The 13,587-nt window shown below is 71.0% G+C and carries 13 protein-coding genes and 1 tRNA gene; 7 read left to right on the top strand and 7 right to left on the bottom strand.

Going from position 1 to position 13,587, the window contains the following annotated elements; translation table 11 throughout:
* Positions 1 to 168, bottom strand: coding sequence for a Sp36 family protein (locus G6R25_RS00200; RefSeq protein WP_136446845.1), 168 nt, complete (start codon positions 166 to 168; stop codon positions 1 to 3).
* A gap of 94 nt (positions 169 to 262) precedes the next feature.
* Between G6R25_RS00200 and bagA the strand changes: the two genes are divergently transcribed.
* Entirely contained in the window at positions 263 to 1,330 is a 1,068-nt protein-coding gene (gene bagA / locus G6R25_RS00195; RefSeq protein ID WP_163551182.1) for an ATPase BagA, read from the top strand.
* 5 nt (positions 1,331 to 1,335) lie between these two features.
* Positions 1,336 to 2,700 (top strand): ArsA family ATPase, encoded by a 1,365-nt coding sequence (gene bagB, locus G6R25_RS00190; protein ID WP_419469285.1) that lies wholly within the window; start codon positions 1,336 to 1,338, stop codon positions 2,698 to 2,700.
* A 105-nt stretch (positions 2,701 to 2,805) separates the two neighbouring features.
* Here the strand turns inward: bagB and G6R25_RS00185 are convergent, their stop codons facing one another.
* The gene (locus tag G6R25_RS00185) at positions 2,806 to 3,162 is read right to left on the bottom strand and encodes a WhiB family transcriptional regulator (RefSeq protein WP_136446847.1); all 357 of its coding nucleotides are present in this window, start codon (positions 3,160 to 3,162) and stop codon (positions 2,806 to 2,808) included.
* A gap of 765 nt (positions 3,163 to 3,927) precedes the next feature.
* On the opposite strand from G6R25_RS00185, the gene G6R25_RS00180 reads away from it, so the two are divergent.
* Positions 3,928 to 6,312 (top strand): penicillin-binding protein, encoded by a 2,385-nt coding sequence (locus G6R25_RS00180; RefSeq protein ID WP_235947006.1) that lies wholly within the window; start codon positions 3,928 to 3,930, stop codon positions 6,310 to 6,312.
* Between the two features lie 135 nt (positions 6,313 to 6,447).
* Here G6R25_RS00180 and G6R25_RS00175 read toward each other — a convergent pair whose 3' ends face one another.
* Positions 6,448 to 6,924 (bottom strand): GatB/YqeY domain-containing protein, encoded by a 477-nt coding sequence (locus G6R25_RS00175; protein WP_136446849.1) that lies wholly within the window; start codon positions 6,922 to 6,924, stop codon positions 6,448 to 6,450.
* A 249-nt stretch (positions 6,925 to 7,173) separates the two neighbouring features.
* On the opposite strand from G6R25_RS00175, the gene G6R25_RS00170 reads away from it, so the two are divergent.
* The 4 genes from G6R25_RS00170 (at position 7,174) to pyrH (ending at position 9,786) form a co-directional block, all read left to right on the top strand.
* Positions 7,174 to 8,109: a metallophosphoesterase gene (locus G6R25_RS00170; RefSeq protein ID WP_235947004.1), complete on the top strand. Its 936-nt coding sequence runs from the start codon at positions 7,174 to 7,176 to the stop codon at positions 8,107 to 8,109.
* Between the two features lie 106 nt (positions 8,110 to 8,215).
* Positions 8,216 to 8,292 (top strand) — tRNA-Pro (locus tag G6R25_RS00165).
* A gap of 87 nt (positions 8,293 to 8,379) precedes the next feature.
* On the top strand, positions 8,380 to 8,733 hold the full coding sequence (locus G6R25_RS00160) for a VOC family protein (protein ID WP_163551179.1): 354 nt from the start codon (positions 8,380 to 8,382) through the stop codon (positions 8,731 to 8,733).
* A 258-nt stretch (positions 8,734 to 8,991) separates the two neighbouring features.
* On the top strand, positions 8,992 to 9,786 hold the full coding sequence (gene pyrH, locus G6R25_RS00155; RefSeq protein WP_163551178.1) for a UMP kinase: 795 nt from the start codon (positions 8,992 to 8,994) through the stop codon (positions 9,784 to 9,786).
* A gap of 168 nt (positions 9,787 to 9,954) precedes the next feature.
* On the opposite strand, the gene G6R25_RS00150 is transcribed toward pyrH, so the two are convergent.
* From G6R25_RS00150 to G6R25_RS00135, 4 genes are all read right to left on the bottom strand, one after another.
* Positions 9,955 to 10,380 (bottom strand): hypothetical protein, encoded by a 426-nt coding sequence (locus G6R25_RS00150; protein WP_136446351.1) that lies wholly within the window; start codon positions 10,378 to 10,380, stop codon positions 9,955 to 9,957.
* 94 nt (positions 10,381 to 10,474) lie between these two features.
* The gene (locus tag G6R25_RS00145; protein ID WP_163551177.1) at positions 10,475 to 10,933 is read right to left on the bottom strand and encodes a hypothetical protein; all 459 of its coding nucleotides are present in this window, start codon (positions 10,931 to 10,933) and stop codon (positions 10,475 to 10,477) included.
* Entirely contained in the window at positions 10,930 to 12,558 is a 1,629-nt protein-coding gene (locus G6R25_RS00140; protein ID WP_336500085.1) for a long-chain-fatty-acid--CoA ligase, read from the bottom strand. The genes G6R25_RS00145 and G6R25_RS00140 overlap by 4 nt, the downstream gene beginning before the upstream one ends.
* A gap of 52 nt (positions 12,559 to 12,610) precedes the next feature.
* Positions 12,611 to 13,483, bottom strand: coding sequence for a phosphopantetheine-binding protein (locus G6R25_RS00135; RefSeq protein ID WP_136446348.1), 873 nt, complete (start codon positions 13,481 to 13,483; stop codon positions 12,611 to 12,613).
* Positions 13,484 to 13,587 lie beyond the last annotated feature (104 nt).

The raw sequence follows: 13,587 nt of genomic DNA, 5'->3' as shown, positions 1-13,587 counted from the left end.
TTAGGACTGGCCCTTGGGCCGCTTGAAGTAGGCGACGAGGCCCTCGGGATTCGTGGGGCTGGGGACGACCTGCACAAGCTCCCACCCGTCCTCGCCGAAGGTGTCGAGGATCTGCTTGGTGTTGTGGATCAGCAACGGGGCCGTGAAATACTCCCACTTCGTCTGCATGACAACGGACCTTAGAGCATCCGGTCGGCGGCCCCGGACACCTCGTCCCGCCGCCGGCCAGTGCGCCGCCGCGCGGGCGCTACTGCCTTCCGACATGGCGAGGGCCGGGCACGCGGGTACGGTCGAGCGTGTGAGCGGCAAGCGCACCGTTACCGAGGACCCCGACGACGAGGCGGGCGGTCCGTGGGACCGTCGGCTACATATCGTCACCGGCAAGGGCGGAACCGGTAAGACGACGATGGCGGGTGCGCTCGCGGTGGCGCTGGCTACCGGCGGTCGCCGGATCCTGCTCACCGAGGTCGAGGGCCGCCAACAGATCGCACAGTTGTTCGACACCCCGCCGCTGCCCTACCAGGAGCGCAAGGTGGCCAGCGCGCCCGGCGGCGGCGAGGTGTTCGCGCTCGCGATCGACGCGGACGAGGCCCTGCTGGAATACCTGGAGATGTTCTACAACCTGCGCCGGGCCGGGAAGGCACTGAGCAAGATTGGCGCGGTGGATTTCGCGACCACGGTCGCGCCCGGGGTGCGCGACGTGCTGCTCACCGGCAAGGTGAAAGAGGCCGTCAACCGTCCTGATGCCACCCGTCCGGGGGGGCTTGCCTATGACGCGGTCGTGCTCGACGCGCCGCCCACCGGGCGGATCTCCCGCTTCCTCAACGTGACCGCCGAGGTCGCCGGCCTGGCCAAGATGGGTCCCATCCGTGCCCAGGCCGACAGCGTGATGGCAGTGTTGCGGCCCGAACGTGCCGCCGTGCATCTGGTCACATTGCTGGAGGAGATGCCCGTCCAGGAGACCGTGGACGGCGTCGCCGAGCTCACCCGGGTCGGGCTGCCGCTCGGCGGGGTGATCGTCAACATGGCGCGCTCGCCGCTGCTGAAGGCCAGCCAGTCGCGGCTGGCCCGGCGGGGTGAGCTCGACCGGGAGGAACTCGCCGCCGGGATCAAGGAGGCGGGCCTGGAGCCGACTCGAGACCTGGTCGACGCGTTGGCCTGGGAGGCGGCCCAGCACGCCGACCGGGTGGTGCTGGAGACGGCCGAGCGGGCCGAGATCGCCGCGCTCGGCCGCCCGGTGTACGAGATGCCGCTGGTCGCGGACGGGGTCGATGTCGGCACGATCTACCGGTTTGCGGAGATGCTGCGCGCGCAGCAGATGGTGGGGTGAGCGCCGTGGGCCCGACGCCCGGCGACGATCGGCCGCAGGTCGAGGCGAGTTCCCGGTCGACCAGAGCCACGGCGAGACCGGCGAAGGCGGCCGGCACCGCGAAGGCGGGCACCGGGGGGAGCGGGGCGAAGACCGAGGGCACGTGGCGCCGCTCCGCAGGGTCGGCGGGACGTGCTGCGGCCCGGTCCGCCGGGTCCGCGACCCGCCGGGTCCGGCCGCACCCGGCGGGGGCGCCGATGCTCGACGTCGACGCGATGCTCGACACTGAGCGCATCATCGTCTGCTGCGGCTCGGGCGGCGTCGGCAAGACCACCACGGCCGCGGCGCTGGCGCTGCGCGCCGCCGAGCGCGGGCGCGACGTGGTGGTCCTGACCATCGACCCGGCCCGCCGGCTCGCCCAGTCGCTGGGACTGACCGCGCTCGACAACTCCCCGCGCGAGGTGGCCGGGGTCGACGGCTCCGCCGGCGGGCGCCTCGACGCGATGATGCTCGACATGAAGCGGACCTTCGACGAGATCGTCCTGGCGCACAGCACGCCCGAGCGAGCCGAGGCGCTGCTCGCGAACCCGTTTTACCAGTCGCTGTCGTCCTCCTTCTCCGGGACGCAGGAGTACATGGCGATGGAGAAGCTCGGCCAGCTCGACGCGACCGGCGAGTGGGACCTCATCGTCGTCGACACGCCGCCCACCCGGTCGGCCCTGGACTTCCTCGACGCGCCGACGCGGCTGGGCACCTTCCTCGACGGGCGCCTGCTGCGCCTGCTGCTCGCGCCGGCCAAGGCCGGCGGCCGGGCCTATGCAAAGGTGCTCGGCGTCGGCCTCGGCATGTTCACCAAGGTGATCACCAAGGTGCTCGGCGCCCAGCTGCTCATGGATGTCAGCCAGTTCGTCGCCGCCCTGGAGACGATGTTCGGCGGCTTCCGCGCCCGGGCGGAGGAGACCTACCGCCTGCTCGGCAATCCCGGCACCTCGTTTGTCGTCGTCGCCGCGCCCGAGGCGGCGGCGCTGCGCGAGGCGTCGTACTTCGTCGACCGGCTTGACGCGGAGGGGATGCCGCTGGCCGGGCTGGTGGTGAACCGGACGCACCACAGCGACGCGACGGTGCTCACCGCCGAGCGCAGCCTGGCGGCCGCCGAGAACCTCGACGAGCACGGGGAGCATCCACTCGCGGCGGCGGTGCTACGCATTCACGCTGAGCGGGTGCGGTTGGCCAGCAGGGAGGCGCGGCTGCGGGAGCGGTTCACCAGCGCCCATCCCGACACCCCGCTGGTGGAGGTGGAGGCGCTGTCCGAGGACGTGCACGACCTGGTGGGGTTGCGTGAGATCGGCGACGCGCTGGCTCGGGTCGAGCGGCTGGAACGGGCCGGCTGAAGACTCGGCCGGCGGCGAGGACTGCGTTCCGAACCGGGACGACGCTGTCCTCGGGCGGAATCGGGTGCTGGTCACGGGCTGGCGGGCCCGTGCCGGTGATGCTGGCTAACCGGCGGACGCTGACCGATGATCAGCCTGGGCGTCGGCGAGCAGCTTGCGCCAGGACGTGACGTCCGGGCGGCGACGCAGCAGCGCTCGGCGCTCCCGTTCGGTCATGCCGCCCCAGACGCCGAACTCGACGTGGTTGTCGAGGGCGTCGGCGAGGCACTCGGTGCGGACGGCGCAGCCGAAGCACCGGGTCTTCACCCGGTTCTGGGCGGCGCCCTGGACGAACAGCTCATCCGGGTCGAGGTCGCGACAGGCGGCGTGGGCCGTCCAGTCGCCGTCGACGGTGGAACCCACAAGGCGGGTCGGGTTGACGCGGTGGGTCGTGCTGACGGCGGGGGCCAGGCTTCTGGTCATGCCACCTGCCTTTCTTCTCGAGTCCGGGTCAGGGGGCCCGTGCGGGTGGTGACGTGGCGTTGACCCGAAACCGTACGGAGTGCCGTGGCCACGGCACAGACCCCACACGGGTGGTTGTCCATATGACTAGTCCGGGCCATTGATCCGGATCGCCTCAGTAGTGCGGTCTGTGACAACCGTATGTCGAATGGGTGACATTCAGGTATCGCGCTGGAGGTCTAGTGGTTCCTCCATGGTCCCGATGTCTGGCTGACATGGGAACTTCCACACAAAGCCCACTCCAACCCGGTAGCCCGTTGGTGGGCATGGTGGGCCCGCGTCGGGCGTGGTGATGTGGAGGTCGTCACGTTAATCCGAGGCTCGCCGTCGGAGGCCGACCAAGCCACCCGCCGCCGCAATTGCGGCGCCCCAGGTCGAGGCCTTATCGCCCCGCTTGGGCGGTCTCCTGACCGTCGTTGTACCGGCTTCCCCATCGGGGGTGAGGAGGGTTGATCAGATGTTGGCCCGTATGCTCAGACTGGTGTCCCAGCCTGGCTGGACGGAGATCCGCCGATGACCACGCCCCCTGGGCAGCCGCCCCCTCGGCGCCGGCCGGCGCCGGCCGGGTCGGCGTCCGCCGGTTCCGCGCGGGGCCGCGAGGTCGGTGACCTCTACCGACCGAGACCTTCCGTCGTCGCCTCGCGCGGCTCGAACGGCCGGGGCGGCATCGTCGGCCGAAGCGGTACCGGGGGCCGAAGCGGCACAGGGGGCCGCCGCACGCGCCGTATGGCTAGCCGACTGGCTGGGTTGGGCTTGCTCAGCGTTGTGGCCGGGGTGCTGGTCGGCATGCTCGCGCTGCCGGTGGTCGGCGCGGTGGGGCTGACCGTCAAGGACAGCGCCGACGACTTCATGGATCTGTCGCCGAACCTCACGGTTCCCCCGCTCGCGCAGGCCTCGCGCATCCTCGACGCTCGCGGCAATCAGATCGCCGTCCTGTCCGGCGAGCAGAACCGCGAGATTGTCCCGCTGAGCCGGGTTCCCCAGGTGATGCGCCGGCCCGTCGTCGACATCGAGGACTCGCGTTTCTACGAACACGACGGGCTGGACTACAAGGGCCTCATCCGCGCCTATCTGACCAACCGGGAAAACGGTGAGGTGACCCAGGGTGGGTCCACGCTGACCCAGCAGTACGTCAAGAACGTTCTGCTGATGTCGGCCACCACGCCGGCGGAGAAGAAGGCCGCCACCGAGCAGACCGTGCGGCGCAAGCTGCGGGAGGCGCGGTACGCGCTCTACCTCGAGGCGCATCTGAGCAAGGACGAGATCCTCGAGCGATATCTCAACATCGCCTATTTCGGCGACGGCGCCTACGGCATCGAGGTCGCGGCGAAACACTACTTCAACGTCGACGTGGAGCGGCTCACCCTGCCGCAGGCGGCGACCCTAGCCGGTCTCGTGAAGAATCCGACCGCCTTCAATCCGGTGCTGCATCCGCAGACCGCCCGGGAACGGCGCAACGTGGTGCTCGACCGGATGCTGGAGCTACATCACCTCAGCCAGGCCGACTTCCGCCGGGCGCACGACAGCGAGCTGGTACTCGACCGCCCCGCGCGGTCGGCCGACCCGTGCGCCGACTCGGGCGCGCCGTTCTTCTGCGCGCTGGTCCGCCAGCAGCTCCTGAAGGACCGAACCTTCGCCCCCACCGAGGAAGACGCCCGCAGGCTGCTGTTCGAGGGCGGGCTGACCATCAGAACGACGTTGGACCCGGTAGCGGAGCAGGCCGCGCAGTCGGCCGCCACGGAGGTCATCCCGATCGGCAACCGGGTGGCGGCGAGCGTCGCGATGATGCAGCCGGGTACGGGCCAGGTGCTCGCCGTCGCAATCAACCGGGAGTACGGGGCGACGGACGACGGCCAGCCGGCGAGCCTGTCGACGGATTTCGTGCACACGAAGGAGATCTACCCGGTCGACGAGGACTCGTTCTCCCCCGGGTCGACCTTCAAGGTGTTCACCCTGATCTCCGCGCTCGAGTCCGGCCTGCCGCTGTCGACGACGCTGCACGCCCCCGTCTGCTATCACTCCAACGTCTTCCCGAACCCGGATCCGCAAAACAAGAACTGCTACGGCAACGCCGATCCGAGCGAGGACGGTTTCTACTCGCTGACGACCGCCACCTGGGGGTCGGTCAACACCTACTACATCCAGCTCGCCGAGAAGCTGGGCGTGTTGAAGACGGCCGAGGTCGCCCGCCGGATGGGCGTCTCCTCCTGCCGGATCCGCCCGCAGAACAACGACGACCCGGAATGCAAGGGGATCGACGGGATCAGCCGCGTCGACGGCTCCTCGATCCTCGGCTCCAACGAAATCAGCACGATGGATCTCGCCACCGCCTATTCGACGCTGGCGGCGCGGGGGCGCCGCTGTGACCCGCGCACCGTCCTCGCGATCACGCAGCGGGTCGGCGGCGCGGATCGGCCACTGCCGTTCAACGCCGGCGCGCCCTGCGAACAGGTGCTCGATCCGAAGATCGCGGACACGGCCAGTGCGGTGCTGGAGGGCGTCATCAACCACGGGACGGCCAGCGGCAACGGGCAGATCGGCCGGCCGGCCGCGGGCAAGACGGGCACCGCCGAGGGCTTCAGCACCGCGTCGTTCGTCGGTTACATCCCGCAACTCGCCGCGGCGGTCACCCTCGCCGACCCGCGCGGGCCGACCTCGCATCCGCTGACCAATGTGCTCGGCCGCAACGTCTTCGGCGGCGGGTATCCGGCACAGGTCTGGTCCCGGACCATGACCCGGACGATCAATGGCCTGGGCCTACCGGTCGAGCCGCTGCCGGCGCCGGACGACACCCAGCCGCAGGTGCCGGTGAAGGTCCTGCCGAACGTGGTCGGCCAGCCACAGCAGATAGCCGAGCAGATACTCGTCCAGCTTGGATTCCATGTCACGTCGCAGCCGGTTCCCGCGCCGGTCGCCCCCGGGATCGTGGTGTACATGTCCCCGGGGCCCGGCGGCCCGGTCTCCATCAACACGGAGATCAGGCTCGCGGTCTCCGGCGGGTTGACCGGTGCGCCGGTGCTGCCTGGAGGTTCACCGCCGGCGGGGCTGGGTCAGCCCGTCCCGCCGGCTGCCGGGCGGGCACCTTCGGGGCGAATCTGCGCGAGCAACTGAGCTCGCCGGCCAGCTCCGGGAACGACCCGCTGGCCTGGCCCGGCCGGCCGCGCGGCAACCGCACGCAGCGCCGCGGCGCCTGAGTAGCGCGGCGGCGCCCGAGTAGCGCCGGCTGGCGTCGCGCTGTGACGGCGGTCAGGCGCCGGCGAGTCTGGCCTTCACCATCGCGGCAACCCGGCCGCCCTCGGCCCGGCCGGCCACGGCGGCCTGCACGGACTTCATCGCCGGCCCGATCGCCCTCGGCCCGGACAGGTCCAGTTCGGCGAGCACGCGGTCGATGATGGCGGCCAGCTCGTCGTCGCCGAGCTGACGGGGCAGGTACTCGCCCAGCACCTCGCCCTCGACGCGCTCCCGCTCGGCCTTTTCGGCGCGACCGGCCGCAGCGTAGGCGTCCGCCGCCTCCCGCCGCTTCTTCACCTCGCGGGTCAGGACCTTCGAGACCTCCGCATCGTCGAGGACACGGGCGGCGGTGCCGGCGACCTCCGCGTCCTTCACGGCGGCCAGCGCCAGCCGGAGGGTGGACGTCCGCAGCTCGTCACGAGCCTTCATCGCGGTGGTCAGGTCGGCGCGGAGCCGCTGCTGCAGCGTGCTCCGTTCCGTGGGGGTGCTCATAGTCAACGCAGCCTATGGTCCGCGGGTGAGCTGGTCACGCCTGGCCACGGCGGTGGCCGGCCGGGGTGGCGCCCGGCCGCGGCGAACCGGGGATGAGACTGTGGTGCGCGGCCTCTGGCAGGCCGTCGCCCCGGGATGTGGTCCCTCTCCCGCGGTGGGACCCTCGGGCCGATCGGGCGGCGCCGGCGCGGACGAGGCGGCCGGTCGGGGCGTCGAGGAGCATCGAGGAGCCGGGCCGAGGAGGTTGTGGTGGCGAGTGCGAGTGCGGGTGCGGGGGCGAGAAGCGCGGTTGCGGGACTCGGGGCGTCGGTCGCGACGGCCGGAGCGGGCACGCTCGCCTACGGCGCGCTCTACGAGTGCAACGCCTACACGCTGCGTCGGCTGTCGATCCCCACCCTCCCAGCCGGCTCACGCCCGCTGCGCGTACTGCACCTGTCCGACCTGCACGTCACGGCGCGCCAGCGGGGCAAGCTCGCCTGGCTGGTGGATCTGGCTCGGTTGGTGCCGGACCTGATCGCCCTCACCGGCGACGTACTCTGCGCCGAGGATGCCCGCGATCCGCTGCTCGGCGCGCTGGAGCCGCTGTACTCGTTTCCGGGTGTGTTCGTCCCCGGGAACAACGACTACTTCGTCCCCACGCTGCGCAGTCCGCACCGGTACCTGCGCCGCGCCGCGCCGGCCGAGCCGACCGGCGTCCCGCTGGACTGGGCGGGCCTCGCCAAGGACCTGGCCGCGGCGAGCGGCTGGATCGAGCTGACCAACACTCGGGCTGTCCTGGCCGTCGGCGGCAGCCGGATCGACGCGCGCGGGGTCGACGACGCCCGGCTGCGCCGCGACCGGCCCGACCTCGTTGCGGGCGCGCCGGAGCCCGGCACGCAGCTCGCGCTCGGCCTGTCGCACACGCCCGAACCCCGGGTGCTCGACGCCTTCACCGCGGATGGCGTCGGGCTCATCCTGTCGGGTCACACCCACGGCGGCCAGATCCGGCTGCCTGGGATCGGGGCGCTGGTGAGCAACTGCGGGCTCGACCGCTCCCGGGTCCGCGGGCTGTCCCGCCACGTGACCGCCGCGGGAAGGTCCTGGCTGCACGTGTCCCCGGGCCTGGGGACCTCGCCCTTCGCGCCGGTGCGCCTCGGCTGCCGCCCCGAGGCGACGCTGCTCTGCCTGACCGCGGGCTCTGCCTGACCGCCGGGTCTGGCCTGGCCGTGGGGTCCGGCCTGAGGCTCGGCCGAAACCGCGGCCACCCCCTGCCCGCAACCACTGGTCCGTCGGGTATGCTTCAACTCGGTCGCGGGGTGTGGCGCAGCTTGGTAGCGCGCTTCGTTCGGGACGAAGAGGCCGTGGGTTCGAATCCCGCCACCCCGACCACGCAAAAGCCCTGGTCACAGGCTCCTAAGGGAGAGCCGGACCAGGGCTTTCGTCATGGCTTCAGGCAGGGCGAGGTAGCGTCGCGCTGTGAGTCCAATCCGTGAGGTGCTCGCTCGGATCTACGTCGAATCGCTCGACGCCGCGCTGCCCCTCTACCAGCGACTGGCTGGTGATGCGCCCACGCGTCGCTTCGGCTTCCGCGATGTCGAGCTGGCGTGGGTCGGCCCCTTCCTCCTGGTGGCAGGCACGCCCGCCGCGCTGGCGCCGTTGCGCAACCGGGCTGCGACGGTGCTCGCCGATGATCTCGACGCTGTCGCCACCACGATCATCTCGGCAGGTGGTGCACTGATCGAAGGGCCCGGCGAGTCACCCAACGGGACCCGACTGATCGCCGAACACCCCGACGGGACGGTGTTCGAGTACCTGCACATCGCGCCTTAGCACCGCCGGCCCCGCCCCGGTGGTGACATCGCTGTGACGCGATGACGGCGGGAGCGCCGATCATCGTGGAGCGCTGGGTCGGCAGGGCGCCGCGGCCGGGGCAGGCCCTCGTCGGCGCCTGACGCGCTGCGGCCGGTGCGGGTTGTTTTCGTGGCCGGCTGGTCATGGCGTGGCGCCGGGAGTCGGGTGCTCTACCGTGTACCCAGTACTTCCTGGGCTCACGATCGATCATTGGCCCGGCTACGTTAAGATCGCACGATGGAAAAGGGGAAGCGGGAGACTGTGGCCAAATACCGTCGAGTGGTCGTAAAACTAAGTGGCCGGGCGATCGCCGGTTCCGCCGAATTCGGCTTCGATTCGAATGCGCTGGAACATCTCGCCCGGGAAATCATCGCGGTGCGTCAGTCCGGGGTCGAGGTGGCGATCGTCGTTGGCGGTGGAAACCTCTTCCGCGGCAACCAGTCGGACCGGTGGGGAATCGATCGGGTCGAGGCCGACAACATCGGGATGCTCGGTACCGTCATCAACAGTCTGTTGCTGCGGGGCAAGCTGACCGCCCTCGGGGAGGACAACCTGCGGGTCATGACGGCGGTCCCGGTCCCGGCGGTGGCCGAGCCCTATATCCGGCTGCGAGCCGTGCACCTGCTGGAGAAGGGGGCCACGGTCATTCTCGCCTGCGGGAACGGCCAGCCCTTCCTCACCACCGACTACCCGGCGGTGCAGCGTGCGCTGGAGCTGGGTGCCGACGCGGTGCTCGCCGCCAAGGACGGCGTCGACGGCGTCTACGACAGCGACCCGAAGATCAACCCGGACGCCCGGCGATTTTCTCACCTCAGCTACGACGAGGTGATCAGCAGGGGCCTGCGCGTCATGGATCAGTCGGCATTCATTCTCGCCCGCGACTTTGGCATCCCGTTGCATATCTTCGATATCGAGCAGCAGGGGGCGATGACGGCGATCTGTCGCGGTGAACACCGGGGGACCGTCATTGACAGCACGGGCGGGAAGTCGGATTCCGCGGCGCTGGCGAGTTCCGCCGAAACGGTGGTGTGAGCCGCGCGGCGCCGCCGGTAGGCCGTACAATCGGTGTCTTAACCGGCGAAGTCGATGGCCGGGACTCGGTCCCATATCTGCGCCTTTTGTCGTGATTCGCCCGGTCCGGCCCCACCGGACCGGTACCGACACGTGGCCGGTACCGGCGCCGGGTTCACCAGCGGTGGATCAGAAGCAGGAGTAGGTGGTGCTCGAGGAGGTGTCCGTGGTCGACACACCGTCCGCGGTGCCGGTGGTCACGGTCTTGAACTGTGCCTGGCCGTCGAAGCTGCAGGGCACCGAGGTGCCCTCGCCGACGCCGCTGCCGCCCCAGTAAGACTTCTTGACCGGGGTCCCGACGGACGTCCACTGCCCGTTCGCGTACTTCCGCAGCTGGTTGCTGATCTGCATGTTGCCCGAGTACCGGGGGTCGCAGGTGATGCCGCCGTTCGCGAAGATCGTCGAGCCGCCGCTGGGCGGCCAGGCGGTGACGGTGCAGCCGGTCGCCTGGATCGGGGTGGACGCGCCGGCGGGGACGGCGCCAAACAGGCCTGCCGCCACGGCGCCGGTCGCGCCGACGGCCGCGGTCCGCAGTACTGCGCGGGTGCTGGGCACGGTTTCCTCCAGGTGGGGTTCGGGGATGGGCGGAGGGTTTTGCGGATGGGCGGAGCGGGACGGCGGCAGCGGGGCGGCCGCCGCCGGGGCGGGTTCAGGCCGGTGCCGCGCCGAAGGAGTAGACCGGCCGCGGCGGCGGCCCGAAGAAGGTGCTGATGGTCTCCAGACGCGGCCGCTCGGTGAAGGTGACGACGTCGAGGCCCATCAGCACGATCTGCCCGATGCTGTTGCGCAGCCCCCACTCCCAGCGAGCGCGGCGATGGTGCACGTCGACCCCGCTGGTGCGCACCGGACGATGCCCCGGGTAGGGCGCGAGGAACTCGCCGATGAGATCGGCGAACTCGATGATGCCGACGGCCTCACCGAGCGGGTTGGCGTAGGTCACCGCGGGGATGCAGCAGTCAGCGAGCAGCTCGTCGCGCCGAGACACTGCCGGCTCCGCCCAGGCGGCGTAGAGGCCGTCGGCCAGGGCCGCGAGCCGTTCGGCTGTGACGGCGTCGCTGCCCGCCCCGACGCTGTGCGCGTCATGCCGCGCGGTGGGCTGGGTGCTCATGGGGTGAACCTCCGCCTGGCCTCGGCCCGCTGCAGCTTCCCGGAGGGGGTCTTCGGTACCGAGCCCGGGTCGAGCACCAGCACCGCATGCGGGGTCACCCCGAGCGCGGCGCGGATCTCCTCGGTGACCGCGCTCTTCAGCGCTTCGGGATCGGCCTCTCGGGTCTCGACGGCCACGGCGAGGCCCTCCCCGCCGAGGTGGCCGGGGCGCGGGTAGCCGAACGCGACGATGTTGCCTGCGCGGGCACCGTCCGCTCGAGCCGCGGCCCGCTCCACCTCCTCGGGGTAGATGTTGCGGCCGCCGAGGATGATGACGTCCTTGCGGCGACCGCAGACGACGAGTTCGCCGCCGGTGAGGTAACCGAGGTCGCCGGTGGCCAACCAGCCGTCGCGGGCGCGCAGGGCCGCCGCCGACTCGGGATCGTCATGGTAGGACGCGGCCACCGAGGTGCCGCGGACCTGGACCTCGCCGACCTTCCGCTCGGGCAGGACCCCACCCGCGTCCGGGTCGGCCACGCGCACCGACAGGCCGGGGATGGGCTCGCCGAGCAGCGCCAGCCGCCTCGTGCGCACGGCGGTGTCGGCGTGCTCGGGCGGCACGAACCGGGCCGCGCCCGCGGCCAGGGCGTCCGCGTCGACCGTGTCGTAGCGCGCCCCGCGTCCCACCGCGGAGAACGTGACCGCGACTGTTGCCTCCGCGAGCCCGTAGGCAGGCATGAAGGCGGCGGGGTGGAAGCCGTGGCCGCCGGCGGCGTCGAGGAAGTCGTCGACGACCGCGGGGTCGATCGGCTCCCCGCCGCACAGGGCGTAGGCCAGGCAGGACAGGTCCAGCCGGGGGCCGGCGCGCAGCAGCCGGGCCGCGACGGCGTAGGCGGAACCGGGTCCGACCGTGTTGGTGACATGGTGGTGGGAGATCAGCTGCATCCAGCTCGCCGGCCTGGCCAGGTACTCGGTGGGTGAGGACAGCAGCGCGTCGCAGCGGCCGCACGCCATCGGCAGGATGAACCCGCCGATGAGCCCCATGTCGTGGGACAGCGGCAGCCAGGACAGCATCCGGCCGTGCACCGCCTCGTGGCTGGTCGCCACCCGGATGCCCTCGACGTTCGCCGCCAGGTTGCCATGGCTGATCCGGGCAATCTTCGGCGCGCCGGTGGTGCCGCTGGTCAGCTGCAGGATTGCGGGGTCGTCCGCGGTCAGCATGGGTGGACGCCACGGAACCGCCGGCGTGGTGCCGACCGCCTCGGTCAGCGGGATGACCCGCCCGGCCCCGCCGGACAGCGCGGGCACGGCGTCCACCCACGGCGCTCCGACCAGCACGAGCGGCTCGCCGAGCGAGTCGAACCGGTCGCGGGTGTCGGCGAGGTACCGGGCCAGGTCGACGGTGCGGGCGGGGGTGGGGGCCATGGTGAGGCTGCCGCCGGCGAGCCACGCCGCCATCGCCGCGGTGATCGTCTCCCGCGACGTGTCGGCGAGGATGACCACCGGACGGCCCGGTCCGACCCCGCGCGACTGCAGGCCCGCGGCGACGCGGCGGGCGTCCGAGTACAGCTCGGCCCAGCCGACCCGTTGACCGTGGTCCGGCGCGAGGAAGGTCACCGTGTTCGGACCGGCGCTCGCGCGCCTCATGCGATCCAGCAGATAAACCATTGTCGACGCCCTCTCCCGGCGGACGATCCCGTTATCGGGCGTCGCCGTCCGCACTGTCCCGATAGACGGCGAGAATGAGACGGTCCCAGTAACGGCCGTGATAGAAATCGTGCTTGCGCAGCCGTCCCTCGATTTCGAGCGCCCCGCCGGGCGAGTTCTTCCGGTCCGCCCCCGCGAACTGCGGATAGTTGAACTCCGGCACCTCGAAATACAGCTTCCGGAAAGGCCAGATGTCGAAGATGTAACGCACGAACAGGTCCAGTGCCTCGACGGCCAGACCCGAACCGGTGTAGTCGGCCGAGATCGCCGCGCCCACGTAGGCGTACCCCAGGGTGAACTCCGGGTTGTAGCAGATCGCATGGCCGACCGGCCGAGCCGTCTCGATCGACTCGATCAGGAACTGGGTCAGCACGCCCTGCCACAGCTCCTGCTCGAACTGCGGGTACGACGGCACCGAGCCCCGGTAGCGCCAGCGGAAGCCGATCTCCGGGGTCACCGCGAGCTCGTAGAGGAACGGCGTCGACGCCGGCAGTACCGGCATCAGCCGCAGGAACCGCCCGGCGAACCGCGGCGGCGGCGGCGTGAGCGCATCGGCGGTCGCGGTCGCGGTGCCGGCCACGGCCGGTACCGCGCCCCCCGTGCCAGCCGCGCCCCGCGGCTGGGGGGTGGCTGCGGCGGGTGGGCCGGCACGGTAGCGGCTGTAGAGCTCGCCGACCGTCTCGATTTCCAGCCAGTTCGCCTCGGAGAGGTCGACGCCCAGCTCAATCACGTAAAGGCAGAGTTCCAGGAGCCGGAAGGAATCCAGCCCAAGGTCCTCGTGGAGCCGGCTGCCGCCGCCGATGACGGAGTCGGCGAGACCCAGTTTCCGGGCGATAAGCTGCTCGAATTCGTCTTGTCGGAGCATGCTACCTGTTCTGCGTGCGCGAAAGACGGAATTACATCAGGGCGATTTGACGATTTCGGGCAGTTCGGACATTGGTGACGTTAGCAAACGAGTCGAAGGGCCGC

The sequence above is a fragment of the Candidatus Frankia alpina genome (assembly GCF_902806485.1).
Taxonomy (GTDB): Bacteria; Actinomycetota; Actinomycetes; order Frankiales; family Frankiaceae; genus Frankia; species Frankia alpina.
The sequence above is the reverse complement of the archived record's forward strand: the minus strand, read 5'-3'. Positions and strand labels throughout refer to the sequence as shown.